Below are 24,474 nucleotides of genomic sequence, written 5' to 3'. Positions count from 1 at the left end.
AAGATGGGATTTCAGCGCGATCTGGTCTGATAGAGGGCGCTTGTCCGGTTTGAGCAGGTGTCCTCTGCCCTGCCGTCAGCGGAAGAGGGGTTCTGGTCGTGCCTCGACCGGCGGGCGCGCCCAGGCTCTCGCCTGCGATCTTGGAGGTCGCGATGAGGGCACGGGGCGGATCCTGATCGAGGACTCCCGCCTTCCAGCCGCTGCAGGTCATTGGGCCGCCTTCAGATGCTGGACAGCGAACTCTGCGAGCTTGACGGTCAAGCCGCACGGGTCCTCCAGGTAGGCACTGCCGCGCCGTAGTTGTGTGACCAGGACGTATGTCACGTCGTCACGGAGTCCGACCGCGAGCTGGCAGGCGCCCCGGCCTTCTCCGCCATTCGCGTACTCGACTGCTGGGTATCCGGCGATGTTCGGTAGGGGCTTGAACGTCGTGAGACCGCTACCTTGTGCTGTGAGGGCGTAGAGATGACTGAGGCCGTCGGGCTGACTGACGTTCAAGGCGCCGCTGATATTTCCGGCGGAGTTCGCGAAAATCTAGGCGCAACCTCGCCCGTTCGCGATGTCCTCGGCCGCTGCGCTTTTGAGTGTTCCCCCCACGGCTTCGACTTCGGCCTTGGTGGCGGCACCGCAGGGATCCGTGGCCAACAGGTCGGTCTTCAGCGGACTTGTACGGCCGGGGCACCGGCTCGCGGTAGACCTGTTGACGAGGCGGGCGCGGGGGTGGGACTCGCTGAGGTCGAGGTGCCGTTGCAGCCCGTCGCGAGTAGCAATGTTGTGCAGGTGATCGCCGCGGCGATGATGAGCCGTCGCATTTCAGCGGGCCTTCCTGTTCGCATTTCTGGACGCCGCACCGTTCGGTCCGGTCAGGACTTGTTGAGATTCTTGATCGCTGCGGCTGCCACCTTGGTCGCCATTCCGCAGGGATCGGACAGCATCGGGTTCCCAGTGGTCAGCAGCGGAGTCACTGTGTAAGTGAGGTCGTCTCGAATGCCGACTGCGAGCACGCAGCGCCCTTTCCCTTCGCCGCCGTTGTCATAAATCACGCCAGGGTGGCCTTCGATCGAGTCGACAGGCTTGAAGGTCGAGAGGTCACCCTGCGCGTGCTTGGCGTACAGGCTGCTCAAACCGTCCTTGTTTCCAGGGATGAGGCCGGCGGTCACGCTGCTGGGGCCGGGTTCGAAGATCCAACCGCAACTCTTGCCCATGGCTCCGTCGTCGGTCATGGTCCGTTTGACCTTGCCGCCGATAGCCTCGATCTCGGCCGTGGGGATGGCACTGCACGGGTCCGCCTCGATGGCTGCGGTGGCGGTGATCGGGTTCGGCACCGCCGGCGCTCCATCGGACGGAAGCCGTGCCGCGGGTGGTGCACTCGTCGTCGCCGTGCCGGTTACCTGTGTGCCGCAGCCACCGACCAAGAGCGATATCGCAGCCAAGAGCAAATAACGCTTCATGTCGTGCCTCCCCGCACGGGCCGCGAAGGGCGCGACCTACCAGTAGTCCACCATTGACTCCGGTGAGTGACCGTAGCAGCGAACCGCCGCCCCGGCGGCGAATCCGGTCAAGATCACCGCCGCGGACGCAAACGACCTGTTCCAGCACCCGAGGCGGCCGTTCTGCCGTCGTGATCTCGTGGCAGGTTGCGGTCTACTTTCCCGGGCCACTTGCGAACCCCGTGCGTGATCGGCTTCGCTGGGGGCCGGGAAACGACGGGGGAGGGAAGCGAAACGATGCCGGGTTTTCGGCGCAACAACGGGCCGCGCGATCCGGGGGAAGGTGACCAGAACGGCGACACGTCCCTGCCGCCGCTCGACCCGTTCGACCCGAACCCCGACAAGCGGTACGAGGTCCCGGCGTCCGAGTTGATGAAGCCGGGGACGACGGGGCTGCTCCGGTGGCGTCGTCAGGCGACCAATGCGCCGATCGTGCAGGTCGAGGACGCGTACATCACCGGGACGCTCGATCTGCGCGCCGCCGACATCAAGTATCTGTTCCGCTTCGAGCGGTGCCGGTTCGAGCATCCGCCGGACGTCCGCGAGGCGCATCTGCTCGGGCTCGTGTTCCGCAAATGCTGGCTGCCCGGGCTCAAGGCGCGCAATCTCCGCACCCGCAACGACGTTCGCCTCATCCGCAGTGTCGTGCACGTCGACGCCGAGCACGAGATCGAGGAGACCACGGTCCAGCGCGGCGACGATCGCGAGCGCGGGATGCCGAACGCGGCGGTCAATCTCACCGACGCGGTCATCGAGGGTTCGGTCGTGCTGACCCGCACGGTGATCACTCATCCTCGCGGCAAGGCGATCCAGGCCGACCGGGTCAACATCGTCGGCGCGCTGCTGGCGTATCGGTTGGTGGCCAACGGAGAAGTCCGCATCCCGGGTATGCGCGCCGGCGGTAACGTCAACTTCTCCGGCGCGACGCTGAACAACCGGGACGGCTTCGCGCTCAACGGCAACGGGATCCACATCGGCGGCAGCCTGTTGTGCGAGGTGGACAACTACGGGCCCGCCGCGCAGCGGAAACGCTTCTCCGCCAGTGGGATCATGTACCTGCCGAGCGCCACTGTGGACAGTGACATCATCTTCCGCGAGGCCAAGCTTTCGGTGAACCAGTCCGGGCCGATCGTCGTCGACGCGTGGAAGTCGAACGATCCGTACATCGATCCGCGGCCGGCGTTGGTCGCGGATCGTTCGACGGTCAACGGAAACCTCGAGCTGAGCGACGGTATGCAGGCCACCGGGACGCTGCGGATGGTCAACGCCCGCATCGGCGGTTCGCTGCGGCTGGCGGGCGCCGAGGTCCAGGTCGTCCGCGGGCAGAGCATTCCCTACTACGACCGCGCGATCCATCTCGACGGGACCACCATCGGCGGCGATCTGGAGGCGACGAGCCTGCGGGTGCCGTCCGGGCAGCTGCGCATGGCCGACATCACCGTCGGCGGCAACGTGCTGGCGTGGAACTCGATGTTCCTGCACCCGCGCCGCGACGTCTTTTCCGCGCGGCGCGCGAAGGTCGCGGGCAACTTCCAGCTCACGGACGCGACCGTCCAGGGCACTTTGCGGTTACAGGGCGCCGAGATCGGCGGAAGCGTCAACCTCTTCGGCACGAGCCTGACCGAACCCGGGGCGCGCACGCGGACCAGCTACTCGCTGGACGTCCGCACCGCACGGATCGGCCGGGATCTGATCCTGACGGAGAACAAGGAACGTCCGTTCGTCGCGCAGGGCGGGGTCAACCTCGACGGCGCGCAGGTCGCGCGACGCGTCGACTTCCGCGGTGCGCGGCTCGGTTCCCTGCCACAGCACGGGATCGCGCTCGACGGCAGTGACGTGTCGGCCGACGAATTCCTGCTCACACCCGCCGTTCCGCCCGACGGCCGGATCGTGCTGCGCCGCGCGCATTGCGGGACGCTGGGCGACAACGAGGCGTTCTGGGCGTCGGCGACGGGCATCGAGCTGGAGGATTTCCGTTACGACGCACTGCAGGAGGACATCGCGCTCGACGACGACCGGGCGATCGACCATCGCATCGTGTTGCTGCGCAAGGCGATGGACGGTTACCGCCCCGGCCCCTACGACCAGTTGGCGGCGACGCTGCGCGCGTCCGGTAATGAAGAGCACGCCTCCACGGTGCTGCTGAAGAAGCAGCAATTCCGGTACGAGGCGCTGGCGAAGGGCTTCAAGTTCTTCGGGCCCGGTGTGCATGTGTGGAGCTGGCTGCAGCGGTCGATGGTCGGCTACGGCTTCCGTCCCGTGCGTGCGCTCGGCTGGCTGTTGACGTTGCTCGTGCTGGGGAGCCTGTGGTTCGGGTTCGGGGTCGACGATTGCGTCACCAAGCCCAATCTCACGGTGAGCGGGCCGCGCTGCCTGGTCAACCAGGACGACACCGGGCTGCAGTGGAACCCGGTGCTGTACACGATCGACCTGCTGGTCCCGATCGTCGACTTCGGCAACAAGTCACGCTGGTACATGCACGGCGTGGACAACTGGGTCGCGGCCGGGTTCACCGCGTCGGGCTGGGTGCTGGCGACGACGGTCGCGGCCGGGATCAGTCGCATGCTCCGCCGCGACAACTGAGGGTATTTCACATACCATCAGTACGGAGGTATGTCATGACGGAGCCCAGCGCCACCGGAAAGATCGCGATCGCCGCCCCGCCCGAGAAGGTGTATTCCCTGGTCAGTGACCCGGGTGTGCTCGCGGGCATGGCCGAGGAATACGAGGGGCACCGCTGGGTCGGTGCCGCGGGGGCCGTCGTCGGCGCCAAGTTCCGTGGCCGGAACCGCCGCATGCTCCGTCGCTGGAGCACGCTCTCGACGATCACCGACGCCGACGAGGGCAAGCGGTTCGCTTTCGAGGTGACCACCTTCGCCGGTCTTCCGGTCGCGCGCTGGCAGTACGACATCGAGGCTTCGGGAGACGGTTGCGTGGCCGTCGAGAGCACGTGGGACCGGCGGCCGGGCTGGCTGCGAGGGCCGACGTCGCTGTTCACCGGGGTCTGGAAACGGGACGACGCCAACCGGGCGAACATCGCCGCGACGCTGGCCCGGCTGAAGGCCGCCGCCGAGTCCTGACCCCATAGCACGGCAGGTCCCGGATCACCGAAAAGAGCAAGGGACCTTTGCTACCACTTGGGGTACATGTGGTGACGAATCACGCCCAAAGCAACCACATGTAGCGGTCCCAACCCAAAAACTCAAGCCATGAACGGGCCGTTCATTCCACGAACCGCGACCAGAACTCGACGTGCCGCGGCCCGCCCTCCGGAGGCGGCCCCAGTGGCTGGCCGCAGAAGTCGTGCCGCAGGTATCCCCGCAGGTCGTAGCCGTAGTAGACGATGTCGGTCTGATACACCGACAGCACCGGATATCCCGTGCTCCCGGCGATCCCGGGCAGATATCGGTGCCCGCAGACGGGCACCAGCTGCGGGGCGAGCGCCAGATGCGATCGGGCCCGCGAGAGCGCGTCGGCGACGTCGATCGGGCGCATGCCCCAGTCCGGCAGCCAGAAGCCGTTGTGTTCGACGTCGTAAAGCACCCCGTCGACCGGCCAGTCCAGGCGTTTTCGCAGCTGGTCGGGGTTACCGCAGCGCCAGTCCGGCCAGCGGTCGCCGATCGGCACCCCGGCGGACAGGAATGTCCGGTGGTCGGCGGCGAACCGGAAGCCGAAGCGGGCTTCGACGTCGTCGAGCTCGGCCTCGCTCAACCCGGGACGCACGGGTTCGGCCAAGCTCGCCTGGAGGTCGTGTGCCTCCTCGATGGTGAAGGCGTGCTCAACAGTGGACATGTGTTCGAGCCTAAATTGCGCAACGCGAAGGCGCCTTCCCTTTTAACACCACTCCCTCATCACCCACATGAGGCTCCTCCCCTGGGGTGAGCTCGCCCTCTCAACGCCTGGACCTCGGAACAGCACGGCCGAGCGTGTAGTTCACTCATGTCGTGACTTCCCCACGAACGCAGTCCCGCGTACGGGCACCCGAGCTCGACGGCGACGTGTGGCTCAACACCGGCGGCGAGCGGATCACGCTCGCCGGGCTGCGCGGCCGCGTCGTCCTGCTGGACTTCTGGACCAGTGGCTGCATCAACTGCCTGCACGTGCTGGACGAGCTCCGCCCGCTGGAGGCCGAGTTCGCCGACGTCCTGGTGACCATCGGCGTGCATTCGCCGAAGTTCCTGCACGAGGGCGAGGCGGCCGCGATCGAGGCCGCCGTGCGGCGCTACGAGGTGCACCACCCGGTCCTCAACGACCCGAAGATGGCCACCTGGTCGCAGTACGCGGTCAAGGCGTGGCCGACGCTGGTCGTCGTCGACCCCGAGGGTTACGTCGTCCACGTCGCCGCCGGCGAGGGGCACGCCGAGGCGCTGCGCCGGGTGATCGCCGATCTCGTCGCGACCCACGAGGCCAAGGGCACGCTGCGCCGCGGCGGCAGCCCGTACGTCCCGGCCGAGGAGCAGCGCACCGAGCTGCGGTTCCCGAGCAAGGCCGTCACCACCGCCGAAGGCCGCATCCTGGTCGCCGACACCGGCAACCACTCCATCGTCGAGTTCGCGTCCGACAGCGAGACGATCATCCGCCGCTTCGGCAGCGGTGAGCGCGGCGCGCAGGACGGCCCCTTCGATCTGGCGAGCTTCACCGAGCCGTCCGGGATCACCCTGTTGCCGTACGAGGTCGCCGAGCGCGCGGGCTATCACGCCGTCGTCGCCGATACGGCCGGGCATCGCCTGCGCGGGATCGACCTGATCACCGGCGAGGTTTCCACGGTCGCCGGCACCGGCCGCCAGTGGCGCGACGGCGTCGACACCGGCAAGGCGCTCGACATCGACCTCACCAGCCCCTGGGACGTCGCCTGGTGGGGTCCCGCTGGCGGCGTCGTGGTCGCCATGGCGGGCAACCACACGCTGAGCGTGTTCGAGCCGGTCTCGGGCAGCATCCGCCGCTTCGCCGGCACGACCGTCGAAGGCCTGCGTGACGGCGACGTTCACGAAGCGTTCTTCGCGCAGACGTCCGGCCTCACACCCGACGGGCAGAAGCTCTGGCTCGCGGACGCGGAGACGTCGGCGCTGCGCTGGATCGAGCCCGAGGGCGAGACGTTCACCGTGCACACCGCCGTCGGCGTCGACTTGTTCTCCTTCGGCCACGTCGACGGACCTGCCGACAAGGCACTCCTGCAGCATCCGCTCGGCCTCGCCGTGCTTCCCGGCGACACCGTCGCGATCGCCGACACCTACAACGGCGCCATCCGCCGCTACGACCCGCTCACCCGCCAGGTGACCACACTCGCGACCGGGCTCGCGGAGCCGTCCGGTCTGCTGGTGCACGACGGCGAACTGCTGGTCGTCGAGTCGGCGGCCGGCCGGATCGGGCCGGTGCCGCTCGGCGAGCAGGCCGTGGCGGGCGACGCGCACGCGGTCCGTCGTCCGCCGACCGTGCTCGCGCCGGGTGAGTTGGAGTTCTCCGTCGTCTTCACCCCGCCGCCCGGTGAGAAGCTCGACGACCGGTTCGGCCCGTCGACGCGGCTGGAGATCAGCGCGTCGCCGCCGGAACTGCTCGCCGACGGCGCCGGGGTGGGCACCGACCTGTTCCGCAAGCTCCGTTTCGCGGAGGGCGTCTCCGGAGGGGTTCTGCAGGTCGTCGCGCAGGCCGCGAGCTGTGACGACGGTGGCGAGCATCCCGCCTGCCGCATCACCCGCCAGGACTGGGGTGTGCCGGTGCGGTTCGAAAAGGGTGGAGAAAGCGTGCTGAGCCTGGTCATGGCGGGCGACCCGGGTAAGTAAAGTCGTACTCGTGTCAGATCGGCCGAAACTCGAGATTCAGATGCTGCAGGACAGGGTGCTCGTGAAGCTGTCCCCCGAGGACGGGGAGCGCCGAAGTTCCGGCGGCATCGTCATCCCAGCCACCGCGCAGGTGGCGCGGCGGCTCGCCTGGGGTGATGTACTGGGCGTGGGCAACAGTGTGCGGAACGTCAAGACCGGTGACCGTGTGCTGTTCAACCCGGACGACCAGCACGAGGTCGAGATCCAGGGCGAGGGGCACCTGGTGATGCGGGAACGCGACATCCACGCCGTGGCGACCGAACGGACCGAACACGGCACGGGGTTGTACCTGTAACTCGAGCCACGGGAGGGGTGGTGAGGGGCGGTGCGCGAAGACCATGACGAACCGGGCGCCGACCTGTTCACCGAAGACATCCTCTCGGCCCCCGAAACGGACGAGGGCCTGGTAGACGAGCTCTTCGAGGGCGACAGGGTGGTGCATCCGCCGCCGACGCCCGCGTCGAAGTTCCGCAAGGGACTCGGCAAGGTCCTCATGGCCACAGGCGTGCTCATGGGCCTGTTCGTGCTCCTGTACGCGGTCGATCTGATCGTCAGCGCCGGGGACGTCCCGCGCGGCGTCACGGTCGTGGGGATCGACGTCGGCGGTCTCACGCACAAGGAGGCCGAGGCGAAGCTCCGCCGTGAGCTGGAGCCGCGCCTGATCGAGCCGGTCCGGGTACGCGCGGGCGACGTTCGCACCGTGCTGTACCCGACGTCGTCCGGTCTCGGCCTGGACTGGCCGCAGACGCTGGGCCGCGCCGGGCATCAGCCGCTGAGCCCGTACACGCGGCTCATGTCGTTCTTCACCAGCCGTGAGGTCGGCGTCGTCACCTGGACCGACGCGCCGAAGCTCGAAAAGGCCGTCTCGGACCTCGCCGCCACGCAGCTCAACCGTCCGCCGGTCGAAGGGAACATCACCTTCCAGCCGATCGCGGGCACCGACGGCGGGGTCGTCCCGGCCGCGGTCGAGCCGCGGAACGGGCAGACCCTCGCCGACGTCAAGGAAGCGGTCACCGCTGTCACCGACGGCTGGCTGAGCGACGACGGTGTCGAGCTGAAGGTGAACGTCTCGCCGGTGAAGGCGACTTCGGCCGGTGTGCACGCGGCGCTCGTCAAGATCGTCGTCCCCGCCGTCGCGAAGCCGCTGATCATCCGCGGCGAAGGCAAGGACGCGACGCTGAAACCGGACGCGATCGCGGGGTCCTTCCAGTTCGCCGCGCGCGACGACGGCAACCTCGAAGTGCGTATCGACCAGGGCAAACTGCGGGCGGTGGCGCAGCCGCAGCTCAAGGAGACCGAGACCGACGGGGCGGACGCGCAGATCGTCTTCGTCGGCGACCGGCCGGCGGTCCAGCCGTCGAAGGACGCGCGGAAGGTCAACTGGGATCTCACGTTCTCCTCGCTCACCACGACGCTCGCCAAGAGCGAAGAGCGAGAGCTGAAGGCGGTCTACGACGCCAGCAGCCCCGCCGTCAGCACCGAGGCGGCGAACGTCCTCGGCATCAACGAGGTCATCGGCGAGTTCACCACGTCGGGGTTGAGCGGGCCGGCGATGACGAACGTGCAGGCGCTGGCCGCCAGGGTCTCGGGCACCATCGTGAAGCCGAACGAGCGGTTCAGCCTCGGCGCGCGGTCCGGGCCGAGGACGGCGGAGGCCGGCTACGTGCCCGCCCCGGTGAACGAGGACGGCACCGGGCCGGTCGTGGTCGGCGGCGGGGTCTCGCAGCTCGCGACGACGCTCTACAACGCCGCGTACCTGGCAGGCCTCGCCGACGGCGGTCATCTCGAACACGACAACTACCTGGACCGATATCCGGTCGCGCGCGACGCCAAAGCGATCAACGCCGACGGATCGCCGGTCGATCTGCAGATCGTCAACGACGCCCCGACCGGGATCGCGATCCAGGCGATCCCCGCCAACGGCTCGGTGACCGTGCGGATCTGGGGTACCAAACGGTTTTCGGTGCAGAGCATCGGCGGCGAGCGGCACTCTTACGTCCCTCAGCCGGTGCAGATGGGCTCGGGGCCGGGCTGCGTCCCGGATCCCGGCGCCGCCGGATTCGGCACCTCGGACACCCGCGTGCTCATCGATGTCGTCACCGGTACGGAGGTCCGCCGGGAGACCCGCAACGCCACCTACTCGCCGAGGACGGCGATCATCTGCGCCTGAGCTTCACCGCAGCACCATGCAGCCCCGCGCTTCGAACTCCGCGAGCCACGACGGCTCGCGCAGTTCCTTGTTCCACCGCAGATCCAGTTTGTCCAATTTGGACAGCCGGGTGATGGACTCCGGCAGCGAGGTGAGCCCGTTCTCCCGCAGGTCCAGCTGACGCAGCTCGCTCAGGTCCCCGATGGAGGACGGCAAGGACGTCAGCCGGTTCTTCCGCAGATGCAGTTCGCGTAACGCGGAAAGCGTCCCCATCGATTCCGGAATCGCGGTCAGCCCGTTGCCGTACAAGCGGAATTCGCGCAACGAGGCCAGCCCGGAGAGATCTTCCGGAAGGGTGGGAATGCGATTGTCCGTGCATCCCAGATACTTCAGCCGTCCGAGCGAACACAGCGCGGCGGGGAACTCGGTCAACCGGTTGTCGCTCACGTAGAGGTATTCCGTCAGCCCGGAAAGCTCGCCGAGTTCGTCCGGCAGGACGGAAAGTTCGTTGTGCCCCAGGTCCAGCGTGTGCAGATTCCGCAACGCGCCGATCGAGGGCGACACGGCGGTCAGCCGGTTGGCGGCCAGATTCAGCACGCGGAGCCCGGAAAGCGACCACAGCTCGTCGGGAACGGACGTCAGCCGGTTGTCGTACAGATCCAGGTACTCCAGCGCCGGCGGGAGGGGGATTCCGGACAGGGAGGTCAGCCCCTGGCCACCGAGTTCGAGTCGAGTGGTCACAGGGGCCGACCGTAGTCCTCGGTCAGGTCGCGGCGCGATGCCCGCCCTTGATCTTCGCGTAGATCGCGGCCGCGGCGATGACGCCGACGATGGCCGCGCCGACCTGGAAGGCGTGCCGGATCCAGTCGATGCCCGCGGTGTCACGGACGCCGAACACGCCGGCCAGCCAGTTGCCGATGAACGCGGCGACGATGCCGACGACGATCGTCAGCCACATCGGGATCTTCTGATCGCCGGGCGCGATCATCCGGCCGATGACGCCGAGGATCAGCCCGACCACGATCGTGGTGATGATGCCCCAAAGGCCACCCAACATGGTTCCTCCTTCGCTGGAGAATCGAGTGAACCCACGGTGACACCGAAACCGGCTCGTCGCGCCTCAAGACCCCTTACCGGGTGACACTGCGGCGTCCGTAGAGGTTCGCGGCCAGCGTGACCCCGATACCGGCGATGACGATCTGGGTGATGAGTTCGAGCCAGTCGAAGCCCTTCGTGTCCGCGTAGCCGAGCCCACGGGCGATCGCGGTGCCGATGAAGGCGGCGACGATACCGACGACGATGGTCAGCCAGATCGGGATGGACTGCTTGCCGGGGGCGAAGAACCTGCCGAGCACCCCGAGGACCAAACCGACCACGATCGCCGTGATGATGCCGGTGACTGCCATTGAGACTCCTTTGCCGAGGTCTCCGCCGACGGGCGGACTCAGCACGGAAATTCCCCCGGAAATCCCCCTCGAAACCACGAAGAGCCCCCTCCGGACCGGAGAGGGCTCTTCGTCACGAAACCGTTTAGAACGCGGCCTCGGGGATGTCCATGAGGCTGTTGTCCGCGGCCTCGACGATCGCGCGGCGCGACGTCAGCTCCGGCAGCACGTTCTTCGCGAAGAACGACGCCACGGCGAGCTTGCCCTCGTAGAACGGGACGTCCTTCGCCGACGCGCCCGCGTCGAGCTTGCCGATGGCGACCTCGGCGTGCTTGATGAGCTGCCAGCCGATGAGCAGGTCGCCGACCGACATCAGCAGGCGGACCGTGTGCTGGCCGACCTTGTTGATGTTCTGCGGGTCTTCCTGCGACGAGGTCAGGTAGCCGATCAGGGAGCCGAGCATGCCCTGGGTGTCCTCGAGCGCCTGCTTGAGCAGCCCGCGCTCGTTCTTGAGCCGCCCGTTGCCGATCTCCGACTCGATGGTCTTCGTGATCTCCCCGGCGACGTAGGCCAGCGAAGCGCCCTTGTCGCGCACGATCTTGCGGAAGAAGAAGTCCAGCGACTGGATGGCCGTGGTGCCTTCGTACAGCGAGTCGATCTTCGCGTCACGGATGTACTGCTCGATCGGGTAGTCCTGCAGGAAGCCGGACCCGCCGAGGGTCTGCAGCGACTGCACGAGCTGCTCGGTCGCGCGCTCGGAGCCGACGCCCTTGACGATCGGCAGCAGCAGGTCGTTGACGCCGTGCGCGATCTTCTGCGAAGCCTCGTCGCCCTCGCCGGTCCACACCTGGTCCTGGAAGGTCGCGGTGTAGAGGTACACCGCGCGCAGGCCCTCGGCGTACGCCTTCTGCAGCATCAGCGAGCGGCGGACGTCCGGGTGGTGGGTGATGGTGACGCGCGGCGCGGCCTTGTTCAGCATGTTCGGCAGGTCGGCGCCCTGGACGCGCTCCTTGGCGTACTCGAGCGCGTTGAGGTAGCCGGTCGACAGCGTCGCGATGGCCTTCGTGCCGACCATCATACGGGCGTACTCGATGACCTGGAACATCTGCGCGATGCCGTCGTGCACCTCGCCGAGCAGCCAGCCCTTGGCGGGGGTGCCGTGCTGGCCGAAGGTCAGCTCGCAGGTGGTGGAGGCCTTGATGCCCATCTTGTGCTCGACGTTGGTGACGAAGGCGCCGTTGCGCTCGCCAAGCTCACCGGTCTCGCCGTCGAAGTGGAACTTCGGCACGAGGAAGAGCGAAAGGCCCTTGGTGCCCGGCTTGGTCTCGATGCCGGGGCCCTCGGGACGGGCCAGCACCAGGTGCATGATGTTCTCGACCATGTCGTTCTCGGCCGAGGTGATGAACCGCTTCACGCCGTCGATGTGCCAGGAGCCGTCCTCCTGCTTGACGGCCTTGGCGCGGCCGGCGCCGACGTCGGAACCGGCGTCGGGCTCGGTGAGCACCATGGTGGCGCCCCAGCCGCGGTCGATCATGATCTGCGCCCAGCGCTTCTGCTCGTCGGTGCCGTTCTTGTCGACGATGCCGGCGAAGTTCGGGCCCGCCATGTACATGAACAGCGGCGCGTTGGCACCGAGGATCAGCTCGGCCGCGGCCCACTGCACGGTCGGGGGCAGGCCGAAACCGCCAAGCTCGTTCGGCAGGCCCAGCCGCCACCATTCGCCGTCCATCAGCGCCTGGTAGCTCTTCTTGAACGACTCGGGGATCTTCACCGAGAAGGTCTTCGGGTCGTACACCGGCGGGTTGCGGTCCGCGTCGGCGTACGAGTCGGCGAGGGGACCGGAAGCGAGCTTGTTCAGCTCGGTCAGCACGCCGCGGGCGGTCTCCTCGTCGGATTCCGCGAGGACGCCCTTGCCGAGGCGGTCCTGCACGCCGAGGACCTCGAAGAGGTTGAACTCCAGGTCTCGGACGTTGCTCTTGTAGTGGCCCATTTCGTCACTCCAATGTGTTCGGCTCCCCGGCCGGGCACACGTCCCCTACTCGCCGGTAACTTCAGGATATTACCTGTGGGTAACCGGCGGCAAGTGAATGGCCACTGTTGTGATGTGTAAATCAGCAATACGGGGGGTCTCGGTGCCGGTTCAGCGGGGCGACGGCGCGATCGATGTGGCCGCGGGCGCCTCGGCCGGGGTGTGCGCGTCGTCCGGATTCGCGACCAGGATGCCGGAGCGGAACGCGATGGTCACCGCATGTGTGCGGTCGCGGGCCGAAAGCTTGCGCAGGATGCTCTTGACGTGCGTCCGCACGGTTTCCACGGACAGGAACAGGATCTTCGCGATCCCGGAGTTCTCCAGCCCCTCGGCCACCAGTTGCAGGACCTGGTACTCGCGGCGCGACAGCGGCATCAGGCCGCGCGCGGTCGCCGGCTTGGGAGCCTCGCCCGGCTTCGGGAGCACAGGCTGGCGCTTCGGCCGCGCCGTCAGCGCCGCCAGCGTCGGGTCGATGTAACGGCGATCGCTGTGCGCGCGCCGGATCGCCTCGGCCAGGTGCCGTCCGTCGGTCGCCCGCGGCACGATCGCGTGCACGCCCGCCGCGATCGCCGCGGCGAGGTACTGCTGGGTGCGATTGGTGTCTCTGATCATCGTGATGATGACCAGCGCCGGGTCGCCGCCGCTGAGCAGCCGGGACAGATGGCAGTTCGGGTCGAGCGCCGAATCCAGCACGATGACGTCCGGTTTGAGCTGCTCGCACAGCTGGAGTGCGGCGTGATGGCTCGCCGCGTGGCCGAGCCACTGCAGTCCCGGCGTGCGGTGGACCAGCGAACTCAATCCCTCGCAGAAGATCGGGATCGGATCGACGGCGGCCACGCCGAGTCCGCGGCCGCCTGGCGACAGTCCGCCAGGCCTGCCGGCCTGCGTTCGGTTCGGCTCGATGCTTCGCATCACGGACCCCTCCGTTTTTCTGCCCGCCATCTCCGGACGAGAGGACTCGGAAGTCCATTCGGTGACCACTGCCCCCCGGCGTGGTCACCCTCGTCAACCGGTCCCCCCTGCGGGACCGGACAGAGATGACACCTCGTAACTATTACGAGTCAGTAGCCCGGGGCACGTGACGCGATATCCCCCTCATAGATGTATCGCCTCGTCGCGGCAAACTCTGTGTATCAGCTGGTTGTGGATCTCTTGCTCGAATGAGCGCGCGAGCGGGAGATCCTGACCAGTTCACTACTCAGAGTGGACTTCGGCGCGGAGGCGCCCGAACTCGTCTCCGAGCGCCGCTGGCGTCCAATGCGCGTTCAGCCCGCTCGGATTCGGCAGTACCCAGACCCGTGCTCCGCCGATCTCGGTGTCCTGCGGGCCGATCTTCGCCTTCGGCAGGCCGAACGCCGTCCGGTAGGCCGTGATCCCGACCACCGCGAGCCAGTGTGGCCGGAATTCGGCGACCCTCGCCGTGAGCAGACGGCCGCCTTCCCGGAATTCGTCCGCCGTCAGCTCGTCGGCCCGCGCCGTCGTCCGCGCGACGACGTTCGTGATGCCGAGACCGAGGCCGAGCAGTTCGTCCTGTTCGCCGGGGTCGAGCAGACGCGGGGTGAAGCCGCCGCGGTACAGCGCGGGCCAGAACCGATTCCCCGGCCGGGCGAAGTGCAGGCCGAGCGCGCCCGAGTAGAGGCCGGGGTTGATCCCGCAGAACAGCACGTCCAGATCGGGCGCGATGACGTCGTCGATGGTCTTGCCGTAGGCGGCGGCCAGCTCGTCCTTGGTCGGTTTCGTCCTCACCGGGCCAGTTTCCGGCACGCTGGCGGGTATGGAGCAGGGGGCGTTCACGGCGGACGGCTGTTCGGTGGAGGTGTACCGGCTGCTGCCGCCTGGCGACGAGCCGGAGATCGTGCACGCGGCGGTCCCGGCGGGGGCTTCGATCCTGGAGCTCGGCAGCGGCGCCGGGCGGATCACGCACGCGTTGCTGGAGCTCGGGCATCCGGTGGTCGCGGTGGACGACTCGCCGGAGATGCTCGCCCACGTCCGTGCCGAGACGGTGTGCTCGAAGATCGAAGACCTGCGGCTCGGCCGGGTCTTCGACGTGGTGCTGCTCGGCAGCCACCTGGTCAACACCGCTTCGGAAGCCGATCGGGCGGCCTTCCTGGCCACCGCCCACGCGCATGTCGCGTCCGGCGGGCGGGTGCTCGTCGAATGGCATCCGCCGGAGTGGTTCGACTCGGTCCGCGACGGTCAGGGTGGCGCGCTCGGCGAGGTGGACGTCCGGCTCGGCCAGATCGCTCGTGACGGAGATCTGCTGTCGGCCGTCGTGCGGTATTCGGCTGGCGTCCGGTGGTGGAGCCAGGCGTTCACCTGCCGCCGGCTCGACTCGAAGGCCCTCGACGCCGCCCTGACCAGCGCGGGCCTGGTCTTCGACCGCTGGTGCACCGAGGACCGGACGTGGTTCTCGGCAAACCCCGAGTGACCTGCGACACCCACTTTCGTCTCAAGGGGTGGTCAACTCAGCACGATATGCGTACTGTTTGTGATCTCGCACACAAGGTCGTTCCGAGGAGGCGTTTTGCAGCTCTCGCTCATCCTCGGCCTGGTCGCGTTGGTCTTCGTGGTGGCCACCGTGCTGGTGATCGCGGAAGACCGGCGGGCCGCGCGGCGCGCGGCCCAGCGGCGGCAGGCGAGGCTAGCGGATCTGGGCGAGGTCGACCCGCTCGCCGCGCGGAAGCTGAAGCTCGACCGTTGAGGGAGCGGGCTTCCGCACGAGGCTGAGCAGCAGGGCCCCGGCGATCCAGCCGAGCATCGCGCCACCGGTGTTGTTGAGCAGGTCGTCGACGTCGAAGATCCGGTAGACGTAGGGCGCGGTGCCGAAGTTCGCGGTCAGCTGCGTGATCTCGATCAGCAGTGAGGCGGCGAGGCCGATCAGCGTCGTGCCGGCGAGGCCGCGCTTCCAGAGCGTCCTGGCGAAGAAGCCGAGCGGGACGAACAGCAGCACGTTCATGGTGGCCTGCTGGAAGGTCTGCGTGGTGAACCAGTCGGCCATCGGCAGCCCGTGTTTGAGCAGTTCGGTGTGGATGTCGGCGACCCACTGGAACGGGTGCAGCTGCACGGTCTGGCTCAGCCGTTTGACGCCCGGACCTGGCAACGGCAGGAAGGTCACCGCCAGCGTCATCGTCGCGTAGAGCAACACGGCGGCCATGGTCAGGACGGGACGAAGCCGCACCCGGCCGTGCCGCGCGTGCAGCACGATCAGCTGCGGGATCAGCGCCGTCGCCCAGAGCGCGAAGAAGGCGATCAAGCCGTACTGCAGGGCGGTGACCTGTGCGTTCGTCATGACCACGACGTTATGGATCACCGGGGGCCCGCCACTTCGGTCGATGGGCCGCGGCGGCCGGGGCCGGATCGGCCGAGTGGCCGACCCCGATCTTGGCCGATCGGCGATATTCGCTCCGCGATCCACCGCTCGACGTGGGATTCTGCCCGGATGCTGATCGTTCGACGGCTCGTCCCCTCGGACCTCGACGTCTTCCGCGAGGTCCGCCTTCGTGCCCTGACGGACACCCCCGAGAACTACGGCTCGATCGCCGCCGCCGAAAGCGCGCAATCCGATGAGGAATGGCTCGCGAGGCTGACCGCCGACGCCTGGTTCGTCGCTTTCGACGATGGCCGCGCGGTGGGGCTCGTCGCCGGACGGGCGCGGGACGACGGCTGGATCGTCTACTCGATGTGGGTCGCGCCCGAAGCCCGAGGCCGGGGGCTGGGCGCCAGGCTGATGGACGAGGTGCGGTCGGCCGCCGAGGGCGACGGCGCGCGCGAGGTGTGGCTGCACGTCGCGGAGGACAACGACCGGGCGCGGCGGCTGTACCTGAAGCTCGGGTTCATCGCGACGGGTGAACTGGAGCCGATGCCGAACGACGTCACCCGGCGGCGTGAACGTCTTTATTTACCTGTTACCGCCGGTAGCAGTAAATAGCTTAACCTCGCGGGATGGACAACGTCGTCTTCGACCGCGCGGGCAAAGGCGAGCCCTTGGTGCTGATCCACGGGGTCGGCCATCGCCGTCAGGCCTGGTCGCCCGTGCTCGGCCTGCTCACCCCGCGCCGTGACGTCATCACCGTCGATCTGCCCGGTTTCGGCGAATCGGCGCCGCACTCCGGGGGTTACGGCGTCGAAGCGGCCATCGAGATGTTCGGGAAGTTCTTCGACGACCTCGGCCTCGGCAAACCGCATGTCGCGGGCAACTCGCTCGGCGGGCTGCTCTCGCTCGCGCTCGGGGAAGCCGGTCTCGTCCGCAGCGTGACGGCGTTGTCGCCGGCCGGGCTGTGGACGCCGCGGCAGCAGCGATACGCGCTGAGCATGTTGCGCACCCATCGCCTGCTCGCCGAGCGGATCCCCGAACGCACCGCGCGGCGGCTCGCCGCGACTCCGGCGGGCCGGTCGATGCTCACCGGGATGATCGTCGGCCGCCCGGACCGGCTCACCACGCAGGTCGTCATGGAGGACATCCGCGCGCTCGCCCGCTGCCCCGGTTTCCGGCCGACGCTGGAGCAGGCCCGCGGCGGTTTCCGGTTCGACGGCGTCGTCCGTGACGTGCCGGTGACCATCGCGTGGGCGGAACGCGACCGCATCCTCGCCCGCCCGAAGGCCGCCGAACTGCGCCGGATCGCGCCGGAGGCCGAGCTGCTGGTGCTGCGCGGCTGCGGGCACGTGCCGATGAACGACGAGCCCGAACTGGTCGCGCGGGTACTGCTCGACGGCAGCTCACGCGCCATGTGACGGTTGCCTATCGTCCTCCTTTTTCCTCTGGTGAAGGTCAAAGCCGCAAGGCAGACTCCTCCGCCGTGCACCCGACAATGAAGCTCTCGACCCGGCTGGCCGTCGTCACCGGTGCCGCGCTGACCGCGCTGGCCGCCGTCGCCGCGCCCGCGTCCGCCGCGCCGTCGACCACCGACGTCCGGCTGATCACGTTCAACGACCTGCACGGAAACCTCGAACCGCCGTCCGGTTCGAGCGGCCGTGTCACGCTGCCCGACGGCAAGACCGTCAACGCGGGCGGCGCCGCCTATCTCGCGACGCATCTGAAGAAGCTTCGCGGCGAAGCGCGCAACTCGGTCGTCCTGTCGGCCGGTGACAGCATCGGCGCGTCGCCGGTGATCTCGGCGCTGTTCCACGACGAGCCGACGGTCGAGCTGCTGAACCAGCTCGACGTCGAAGCCTCCGTCGTGGGCAACCACGAATTCGACGAGGGCCTCAAGGAACTCCGCCGGATGCAGCATGGCGGCTGCCACCCCACCGACGGCTGCCAGTTCCGCGAGTCCTTCAAGGGCGCGAACTTCCCCTTCCTCGGGTCCAATGTGTACTACGAGAACGGTGTCCCGGCGTTGCTGCCGTTCAGCATCGAGGTCTCCGGTGGCGTCCCGATCGGCGTCATCGGCGCGACACTGAAGGATCTGCCGCAGGTCGTCACCCCGGAGGCGATCAAGGGCCTCAAGTTCGGCGACGAGGTACAGGCCATCGACCGCACGGCCAAGCTGCTCGACAGGTTCGGCGTCAAGGCGCAGGTCGTGCTGCTGCACCAGGGCGACAACTCCGAGACCGCCGGTCCGGACGAATGCAAGGTCAAACCGGGCGCCGCGACCGCGATCGCGCGCCAGGTGACGTCCAAAGTGGACGCCATCTTCACCGGGCACAGCCACCAGCAGTACAACTGCGTGATCGACGATCCCGACGGCGCACCGCGTCCGGTGATCCAAGGCGCGTCGTTCGGCCGTCTGCTGTCGGTCGTGGACCTGAAGATCGACCGCCGGACCCGCGACGTCGTCCGCGGCGAGACCAAGGCGCACAACCAGATCGTCACCCGCGACGTCGTTCCGGACGCCGACGTGGTGAAGCTGATCGACGAGGCCAAGACGAAGGCCGCGCCGATCGCGAACAAGGCCGTCGGCACCATCACCGCGGACCTGGTCGCCAAGGGCGCGGCCTCCGGCGAGTCCCCGCTGGGCGACGTCATCGCCGACGCGCAGCTCGAAGCGACGAAGTCGAACGGCGCGCAGATCGCGATGACGAACCCGGGCGGCATCCGCACCGACTTCACCTTCCTGTCCTCGCCCGCCGGCGAGGGCGATGGCGTCGTGACCTACGGCGAGGCGTTCGCCGTGCAGCCGTTCGCGAACATCATGCAGACGATCACGCTCACCGGTGCGGATCTGAAGAACGTGCTCGAACAGCAGTGGCAGGCCAACGGGGTCGTGCGGATCCTGCAGATCTCGAAGTCGCTGAAGTACTCCTATTCGGCGTCGGCGGCCCAGGGTTCGCGCGTCTCGAACCTGACGCTCGACGGCACGCCGATCGACCCGGCGGCGTCGTACCGCGTTTCGGTGAACAACTTCCTCGCCGCCGGCGGGGACGGTTTCACCGAGTTCACGAAGGGGACCGACCTGTCGGGTGGTCCGGTGGACCTGGACGCGCTGATCGCGTACTTCGGCGCGCACCCGGGTATCGCGCCGCCGCCCCCGGACCGGATCACCGCGCTGCCGTAGCCCTCGCGAGTGAGCCATGAAAGGTCCCTTCCTTGCAAAATTTGCGAGGAAGGGACCTTTCCTTGCATTCACGGGGTGGTTTTGTCAGTGACCCAGGGCACAATGTCCGCCATGACGACCTGGGAAGAAGTCGTGGCTCTGGCGGGCAGGTTGCCGGAGGTCGAGGAGTCCACGTCGTACCGCACGCCGTCGCTCAAGGTCGCGGGCAAGAGCTTCGCCCGGCTGCGCACCGAGGCCGAGGGCGGATAGATGCTGCTGTGCGAGCACGCGGAGAAGGAGGCCCTGCTGGCCTCCGGTGACCCCGCGTACTTCACCACGCCGCATTACGACGGCTACGGCGCGATCCTCGTCGACCTCGAGAAGGTGGAGAAGGCGCAGTTGAGCGAACTCATCGAGGAGGCCTGGCGGATGAAGGCACCCGCCAGGCTCACGAAAGGACTGAACGACTAGCGGAGTTCCCCTTCGAGCAGGCTCATCAAGTACTCGTCGTGCCATTGGCCGTTCCGGCCGCGGAACGACTGCCGATGCCTGCCGTCCACCTGGAACCCGAGCTTCTTGTAGACGTGGATCGCGGCCTCGTTGTCGACCACGACCCACAGCGCGATCATGTGCAGCCGCATCATGTCGAAGCCGTAGCGGCAGAGCGTGCGCATGGCGTCGGTGCCGTAACCGCCGCCCCAGTGGTCCTTCTCGCCGAGGTAGATGTCGAGTTCCGCGCGGCCCTGCTCCGGGGTGGCGTCGCGCAGCGTGCAAGTGCCGATCAAGGTTCCGACGGCGAGACTCTCGATCGCGAAGTCCACCTGGCCGAAGCTGTTGGGCTTCCGCCGGGTGAAGCGTTCGCGGATCTGGGCGAGGGATTCCGGGTGGTCCGCGGGCAGCCAGCGCGTGACCTCCGGGTCGTTGTGCCAGCGCCACAGCGTGTCCGCGTCCTCGGGTTCCAGCGGGCGCAAGCGGATCAGTTCACCGGTCAGCATCGTCCATCCCAAGTCGGTATCGGACTTTCCAGACTATTGGGCGACGCCCTCGGGCAGCCACCGCTTAACGGGGACTTCCAGCAGCACCCTCGCGCCGAACGGGGCCGTCGTACTTCGCCGCCAGCGTCACGAGAATGCCTTCGGCGACGGCGTTGTCGCGTTCCCGCGCGAGACGTTCGATAAGCGATTGATCACGTTTCACCTGGTCAGCCTGCCCGAAAGCTAGGGTGCCGGGCGTATGAAGGTCCACCAGTACTGCTACTTCGCCTTGAAGAGCGAAACCGTGTCCGCCGGGGAGATCACCGCGCGGCTCGGCATGGAGCCCGACGAGGTCCTGGTACTGGGCTCACGGTCCGCCGAACACCGGTTGCCGCGGATGCACGCCTGGAAGGTGACGCATCGCGGTTCGGAACCGGTCGACGACCAGATCGAGAGCGTGATCGGCAGGCTCGCCCCGGTCCGCCCGGAAATCCGGCGGCTGGTGGACGAAGGTGCGAGCGCGGTGCTGCAGGTGGTGCGCTACTTCCATCACCGTGACGGCGGCGAGGAATTCGGCTGGCACCTCTCGCCCGCCGTGATCGCGTTCCTCACCGAAGCGGCCGCCGCGCTCGACGTCGACGAGTACGACCTCAGCGAATGACCTTCCGCCGGTCCGGTGCGCGACGGGAACGCCGGAGATGGTGGGATGGTGCCCCACAGCCGGACAACCCCGTTGGGAGCCCAGCATGTCGAGCGAGAACTGGCCGCTGAGTCAGGATCCCGAGTCGCCGGTGATCATCTCCCGGTCGCTGGTGGAAGACCCGTCGAACCTCGCGTTCGTCGTACTGGACGACGACGGCGACTGGTTCATCAGCGACGGCAACGAGTTCTCCGAGGACATGGAGGAGAACAAGGACGCGTTCGGCGCGCTGCCCCTGCGGGACGCGGTGGAGCTCATCCCGGAGATCGCCGCGCTGGCAGGCCTCCCCACCGGTATGGCCGCGGACTGGGATCCGGAACGGCGCACGTGGCTGCTGAGCTCGGTCGCCGACTCGGACGACGACGAGGAAGACCTCCTGGTGCGCGCCGCCCGCCTCGCCGCGTGGACACATCCCGGCTCGCCGCTGGAAGAAGTCCAGGTGAGCACCGAACTCGCCGAGATCCCCACCGATCCCGCCGCCCCCGTGCGCGCCGTGCGCCAGGTCGTCCGCGAGGCCGACGGAAGCTGGCTGCTCGTCGGCTTCCAGGTCCCGGAAAGCGAGGACTTCGAGGTCGAAGCCCTCGAGATGGAACACGCCGTCACGCTGTACCCGGACGTCGCGCTGGTGCTGAGCGCCGCGCCCGGCCAGGTGTACGACCGGCCGAGCGCCGACGCCCCTTGGGAACTCGTCGAAGGCTGACGCTCAGCCGCCGAAGTCGCAGTACATGACGTGCAACCCGATGCGGCCCAGCGTCGGATGCTCGAACGCGCCCGGCACCGTGCCGACGATCTCGAACCCGAGCCGCTCGTAGACCCGGATCCCGGCCACGTTCGACTCGGCGACCGCGTTGAACTGCATCCCCGCGAAACCCTGTTCCCTGGCCCATTCCAAAGCATCGGCACATAGCGCACTGCCGACACCCTTGCCGCGAATGTCCTTGTCCACCATGAAACTGGCCGTCGCCACATGGGAACCCGGCCCATCGCGATTCGGCCCCATCTTGGCCGTGCCGAGCACGCGGCCACCCTCGACCGCGACCACCGTCCGGCCCGGCGGCGCCTCGACCCAGGTGCCGTGGGCGTCGTCCTCGGTGAGGTTCGGGTCGTAGGTGTACGTGTCCGCCGCCCGCACGACTTCGCGCACGATGGGCCAGACCTGTGCCCAGTCGGCTTCGGTGAACTCCCGGATTTCCATACCTGGCACGGTAAATCAAAAACCCGCCCGGCGGTTCCGGTGCCACCGCCAGACGAAGCCGGAAAGCAGGAGCAGCCCGGCGCCGGTCAACGTCGCGCCGATCCAGATCCGTGTCGACCCGGACTCCCGCTCGACGCGGATCCCCGGCGGCAATCCGGCCGCGATCCCGTCGACCTTGGCCTGGACCGAACGATGGTCGAAGACGCTCAGCTCGCCGTCTTCCGCCAGCGTGGCCAGCCAGCGGCGAACCTCGTCGTTCTGCTCACGGGAGAAACCGGGGAATTCGAGCGAGGCGTCCCGCAGCACTCCCGGGCCCATGCACCTCAGCGGTTCCCCTGTGGACGAGTCGAGGTACTGCCCCGTCGCCCCGCATTCGTCACCCGCCTTGGCGAAAACGACCGTGTACGGCCCCGGGGTGCTGCCCGTGTTGAAGCCGACGATGAGGAAGATCCCGCCGACCAGGAGGAGCGGAAGGATCAGCGATCCGGCCAGCACGGTCAGCAAGGCCGCCGCCGTACTGTCGCTCGACATTTTCCGCACGGTGCGGAAGGTAGCCGCAGGGCACGGGGAGGAGTCCCCGGCCAGGTCGTGTTCACTGGAGGCGTGCATGGGGCTAAGGCGACCGACGGAAGCTCGGACTCGGCTACCGCTCGCGTGTCCGCTGTGTCGACACCGCTCCGGCGGTCGGTGGAAGCACAACCGGACGCTGAGCTGTCGCGCCGTCGCTTTCGCGTGGCAGGTCTGTTCGACGGTGAGCGTGACCTCGGCCGGCGTTCCAAGGAATTGGCCCGCCATGAACTCGGCGGCGGATCGAGTTGAACCGCTTGCCGACAGAGGTCGTCGAGCAGAGAGGAACCGTATGGACACGGCGGAAGCCTGCCGGCTAGCGCGACGGTCGAGGTGTGATTGCACGACCTGCTTCTACTGTGATCGTCAGATCGACGGACGGCATGAGCATGATCACTTCCCCGTCCCCAAGGTCGCACGCGGAACCGACGTGGTGACTGCTTGTCTTGACTGCCATGACCTCAAGGACCGATATACCCTCGAACGAGGTTGGCCACCAGACGGCTATGTTTTCGCCCTCAAAGGACTCCTGCAGGAGCTGTTCAGTTCTCTCGAAGAAGGGTCTTCGGGGCCTAGCCTCGCCGAACGGCTTCTGGACCACCCGTCCTTGAGCGACGAGGCCGTACTCGCGCGATGGAGCGAAATGCCGCCGTTGAGTCGCGTCCTTTACGGGAAAATGCGCAGTGCGCATGAAGAGGGCCTGTTCCGGCAGCGCTGTAATGGCGAGGAAGTCTTAGGCCTATCCGCCTTGGCCGCTGCAGTGAAACTTGGCTGGCGCGATCGATCTGTCACAGAAGCCGCTCTCTGAATCCAGCCTGAACCAAACGATCGTAAGCCTCGGCGACGCGGTTCGGGATGTCCTGCCGGATGGCGAAACCGCGCTCGGCGTAGACGGTGATCCGTTGTGTATCACCGACAAGCATGTTGATCACCCGGTCGACGTCGCCGATGCTCTCGACGTAGTCGTCCAGCGGCAACGGCTGGGAGGCGCAGCCGACATCGACCTCCGGCCACAGCTTCTTGCACGTCGCATAAGCGCGCCGCTGCTGATACGGCCGGGAGATGAGAACGACCGCTCCGACCTCGATGCCGCGAGACTCCAACAGCGCGCGGGTGAGCGTCACGTTCTCCCCGGTGTTCCGTGCCTTCGGCTCGACCAGGATCGCGTCATCCGGCACGCCCAGCTCGAGCGCGTGTTCGCGATAGTGCACCGCCTCCCCGCGCGGGAAGCGTCCGACGGTGGTCGGCGCGTTGGCCCCGGTGAAGACGACGCGCGGGAACATCCCGTTGTGGAACAGTTCCGCGGCGCGGGTGGCGACGCCGAGGTCGTGGCTGCCGAGTCCGATCCCGACGTCGGCGGGCCGGAGTTCATGGCGCATGTCGTGGTAGTCCCAGAGCGCCTGGACGTCATGGCGGAGGTCATCCGGCAAAGGCATAGGACTCCGAAGCGAAGCGAAAGCCCCAGGTCCTAAGTGGACATCCACTGACCTGGGGCTTTCGCGTGAGAGCGGATGACGGGAATCGAACCCGCGTATTCAGCTTGGGAAGCTGATGTTCTACCATTGAACTACATCCGCAGTGCTCGGCCAGCATACATGGTCCGGATCTCCCCTTGCCAAGACCCCGCCCCAGACCGGGCCGACCTTGACGTCGCCGCCGTAAGTGACAACACTTGTTGTCTACCTCGGAGGTG

Annotated in this window: 26 protein-coding genes, 1 tRNA gene and 1 pseudogene; 13 read left to right on the top strand and 15 right to left on the bottom strand. The window is 67.7% G+C overall.

Translation table 11 applies throughout. The features are described 5' to 3' along the window. Positions 1 to 207 precede the first annotated feature (207 nt). Entirely contained in the window at positions 208 to 498 is a 291-nt protein-coding gene (locus ACFWIW_RS00690; RefSeq protein WP_378366470.1) for a DUF3558 family protein, read from the bottom strand. A 365-nt stretch (positions 499 to 863) separates the two neighbouring features. Beyond that, positions 864 to 1,451, bottom strand: coding sequence for a DUF3558 domain-containing protein (locus ACFWIW_RS00685; RefSeq protein WP_378366469.1), 588 nt, complete (start codon positions 1,449 to 1,451; stop codon positions 864 to 866). A gap of 276 nt (positions 1,452 to 1,727) precedes the next feature. On the opposite strand from ACFWIW_RS00685, the gene ACFWIW_RS00680 reads away from it, so the two are divergent. Further along, entirely contained in the window at positions 1,728 to 4,073 is a 2,346-nt protein-coding gene (locus tag ACFWIW_RS00680; protein WP_378366468.1) for an oxidoreductase, read from the top strand. 35 nt (positions 4,074 to 4,108) lie between these two features. After that, positions 4,109 to 4,570, top strand: a complete 462-nt coding sequence (locus tag ACFWIW_RS00675; protein ID WP_378366467.1) for an SRPBCC family protein — start codon at positions 4,109 to 4,111, stop codon at positions 4,568 to 4,570. Positions 4,571 to 4,712: 142 nt separating this feature from the next. Here ACFWIW_RS00675 and ACFWIW_RS00670 read toward each other — a convergent pair whose 3' ends face one another. Beyond that, entirely contained in the window at positions 4,713 to 5,282 is a 570-nt protein-coding gene (locus tag ACFWIW_RS00670; protein WP_378366466.1) for a hypothetical protein, read from the bottom strand. A 152-nt stretch (positions 5,283 to 5,434) separates the two neighbouring features. Between ACFWIW_RS00670 and ACFWIW_RS00665 the strand changes: the two genes are divergently transcribed. From ACFWIW_RS00665 to ACFWIW_RS00655, 3 genes are read left to right on the top strand one after another with little or no spacing between them, the layout of a single operon-like run. Beyond that, on the top strand, positions 5,435 to 7,270 hold the full coding sequence (locus ACFWIW_RS00665) for an NHL domain-containing thioredoxin family protein (protein ID WP_378366465.1): 1,836 nt from the start codon (positions 5,435 to 5,437) through the stop codon (positions 7,268 to 7,270). Positions 7,271 to 7,310: 40 nt separating this feature from the next. Further along, positions 7,311 to 7,604, top strand: a complete 294-nt coding sequence (locus ACFWIW_RS00660; protein WP_007032412.1) for a co-chaperone GroES — start codon at positions 7,311 to 7,313, stop codon at positions 7,602 to 7,604. Positions 7,605 to 7,634: 30 nt separating this feature from the next. After that, a complete protein-coding gene (locus tag ACFWIW_RS00655; protein ID WP_378366464.1) occupies positions 7,635 to 9,479 on the top strand; it encodes a VanW family protein in 1,845 nt (614 codons plus the stop codon). Between the two features lie 3 nt (positions 9,480 to 9,482). Here ACFWIW_RS00655 and ACFWIW_RS00650 read toward each other — a convergent pair whose 3' ends face one another. The 6 genes from ACFWIW_RS00650 to mug all read right to left on the bottom strand — a co-directional run bounded on the left by ACFWIW_RS00650 (position 9,483) and on the right by mug (position 14,618). After that, positions 9,483 to 10,199: a leucine-rich repeat domain-containing protein gene (locus ACFWIW_RS00650; protein WP_378366463.1), complete on the bottom strand. Its 717-nt coding sequence runs from the start codon at positions 10,197 to 10,199 to the stop codon at positions 9,483 to 9,485. 22 nt (positions 10,200 to 10,221) lie between these two features. Then, the gene (locus ACFWIW_RS00645; protein WP_038521684.1) at positions 10,222 to 10,515 is read right to left on the bottom strand and encodes a GlsB/YeaQ/YmgE family stress response membrane protein; all 294 of its coding nucleotides are present in this window, start codon (positions 10,513 to 10,515) and stop codon (positions 10,222 to 10,224) included. A 73-nt stretch (positions 10,516 to 10,588) separates the two neighbouring features. Beyond that, on the bottom strand, positions 10,589 to 10,864 hold the full coding sequence (locus ACFWIW_RS00640; protein WP_378366462.1) for a GlsB/YeaQ/YmgE family stress response membrane protein: 276 nt from the start codon (positions 10,862 to 10,864) through the stop codon (positions 10,589 to 10,591). Between the two features lie 124 nt (positions 10,865 to 10,988). After that, positions 10,989 to 12,833: an acyl-CoA dehydrogenase gene (locus ACFWIW_RS00635; protein WP_360957068.1), complete on the bottom strand. Its 1,845-nt coding sequence runs from the start codon at positions 12,831 to 12,833 to the stop codon at positions 10,989 to 10,991. Between the two features lie 150 nt (positions 12,834 to 12,983). After that, complete coding sequence (locus ACFWIW_RS00630; RefSeq protein ID WP_378366461.1) at positions 12,984 to 13,784, bottom strand: response regulator transcription factor; 801 nt, start codon at positions 13,782 to 13,784, stop codon at positions 12,984 to 12,986. Positions 13,785 to 14,066: 282 nt separating this feature from the next. Beyond that, positions 14,067 to 14,618 (bottom strand): G/U mismatch-specific DNA glycosylase, encoded by a 552-nt coding sequence (gene mug / locus ACFWIW_RS00625; RefSeq protein ID WP_378366460.1) that lies wholly within the window; start codon positions 14,616 to 14,618, stop codon positions 14,067 to 14,069. Between the two features lie 28 nt (positions 14,619 to 14,646). Between mug and ACFWIW_RS00620 the strand changes: the two genes are divergently transcribed. Together ACFWIW_RS00620 and ACFWIW_RS00615 are read left to right on the top strand one after the other, a co-directional pair. Beyond that, positions 14,647 to 15,300: a class I SAM-dependent methyltransferase gene (locus tag ACFWIW_RS00620; protein WP_378366459.1), complete on the top strand. Its 654-nt coding sequence runs from the start codon at positions 14,647 to 14,649 to the stop codon at positions 15,298 to 15,300. Between the two features lie 96 nt (positions 15,301 to 15,396). Beyond that, positions 15,397 to 15,573, top strand: a complete 177-nt coding sequence (locus tag ACFWIW_RS00615) for a hypothetical protein (protein WP_378366458.1) — start codon at positions 15,397 to 15,399, stop codon at positions 15,571 to 15,573. Here ACFWIW_RS00615 and ACFWIW_RS00610 read toward each other — a convergent pair. Then, positions 15,514 to 16,161, bottom strand: coding sequence for a VanZ family protein (locus ACFWIW_RS00610; protein ID WP_378366457.1), 648 nt, complete (start codon positions 16,159 to 16,161; stop codon positions 15,514 to 15,516). The genes ACFWIW_RS00615 and ACFWIW_RS00610 overlap by 60 nt on opposite strands. Positions 16,162 to 16,311: 150 nt before the next feature. Between ACFWIW_RS00610 and ACFWIW_RS00605 the strand changes: the two genes are divergently transcribed. From ACFWIW_RS00605 to ACFWIW_RS00590, 4 genes and pseudogenes are all read left to right on the top strand, one after another. Then, a complete protein-coding gene (locus ACFWIW_RS00605) occupies positions 16,312 to 16,800 on the top strand; it encodes a GNAT family N-acetyltransferase (RefSeq protein ID WP_378366456.1) in 489 nt (162 codons plus the stop codon). 14 nt (positions 16,801 to 16,814) lie between these two features. Then, positions 16,815 to 17,603: an alpha/beta fold hydrolase gene (locus ACFWIW_RS00600; RefSeq protein WP_378366455.1), complete on the top strand. Its 789-nt coding sequence runs from the start codon at positions 16,815 to 16,817 to the stop codon at positions 17,601 to 17,603. Positions 17,604 to 17,680: 77 nt separating this feature from the next. Beyond that, complete coding sequence (locus ACFWIW_RS00595; protein WP_378366900.1) at positions 17,681 to 19,366, top strand: bifunctional metallophosphatase/5'-nucleotidase; 1,686 nt, start codon at positions 17,681 to 17,683, stop codon at positions 19,364 to 19,366. A 111-nt stretch (positions 19,367 to 19,477) separates the two neighbouring features. Further along, positions 19,478 to 19,816 (top strand): annotated as a pseudogene (locus ACFWIW_RS00590) (MmcQ/YjbR family DNA-binding protein). On the opposite strand, the gene ACFWIW_RS00585 reads toward ACFWIW_RS00590, so the two are convergent. Next, a complete protein-coding gene (locus ACFWIW_RS00585; RefSeq protein WP_378366454.1) occupies positions 19,813 to 20,340 on the bottom strand; it encodes a GNAT family N-acetyltransferase in 528 nt (175 codons plus the stop codon). The pseudogene ACFWIW_RS00590 and the gene ACFWIW_RS00585 overlap by 4 nt on opposite strands. A gap of 238 nt (positions 20,341 to 20,578) precedes the next feature. Here ACFWIW_RS00585 and ACFWIW_RS00580 point away from each other — a divergent pair, with 238 nt between their 5' ends. Next, positions 20,579 to 20,980 (top strand): DUF4279 domain-containing protein, encoded by a 402-nt coding sequence (locus ACFWIW_RS00580; RefSeq protein WP_378366453.1) that lies wholly within the window; start codon positions 20,579 to 20,581, stop codon positions 20,978 to 20,980. Positions 20,981 to 21,065: 85 nt separating this feature from the next. Then, positions 21,066 to 21,719 (top strand): hypothetical protein, encoded by a 654-nt coding sequence (locus ACFWIW_RS00575; protein WP_378366452.1) that lies wholly within the window; start codon positions 21,066 to 21,068, stop codon positions 21,717 to 21,719. Positions 21,720 to 21,722: 3 nt separating this feature from the next. Here ACFWIW_RS00575 and ACFWIW_RS00570 read toward each other — a convergent pair whose 3' ends face one another. The 4 genes from ACFWIW_RS00570 to ACFWIW_RS00555 form a co-directional block, all read right to left on the bottom strand. Next, on the bottom strand, positions 21,723 to 22,214 hold the full coding sequence (locus ACFWIW_RS00570) for a GNAT family N-acetyltransferase (protein ID WP_378366451.1): 492 nt from the start codon (positions 22,212 to 22,214) through the stop codon (positions 21,723 to 21,725). A 15-nt stretch (positions 22,215 to 22,229) separates the two neighbouring features. Then, positions 22,230 to 22,745 (bottom strand): hypothetical protein, encoded by a 516-nt coding sequence (locus tag ACFWIW_RS00565; protein ID WP_378366450.1) that lies wholly within the window; start codon positions 22,743 to 22,745, stop codon positions 22,230 to 22,232. An 824-nt stretch (positions 22,746 to 23,569) separates the two neighbouring features. After that, complete coding sequence (locus ACFWIW_RS00560; protein ID WP_378366449.1) at positions 23,570 to 24,217, bottom strand: YdcF family protein; 648 nt, start codon at positions 24,215 to 24,217, stop codon at positions 23,570 to 23,572. 70 nt (positions 24,218 to 24,287) lie between these two features. Further along, a tRNA-Gly gene (locus ACFWIW_RS00555) sits at positions 24,288 to 24,358 on the bottom strand. Positions 24,359 to 24,474 lie beyond the last annotated feature (116 nt).

This window comes from Amycolatopsis sp. NPDC058340 (assembly GCF_042723975.1).
Lineage (GTDB): Bacteria > Actinomycetota > Actinomycetes > Mycobacteriales > Pseudonocardiaceae > Amycolatopsis.
Note: the sequence above shows the minus strand (reverse complement) of the source record. Positions and strands in the feature narration are given on the sequence as shown.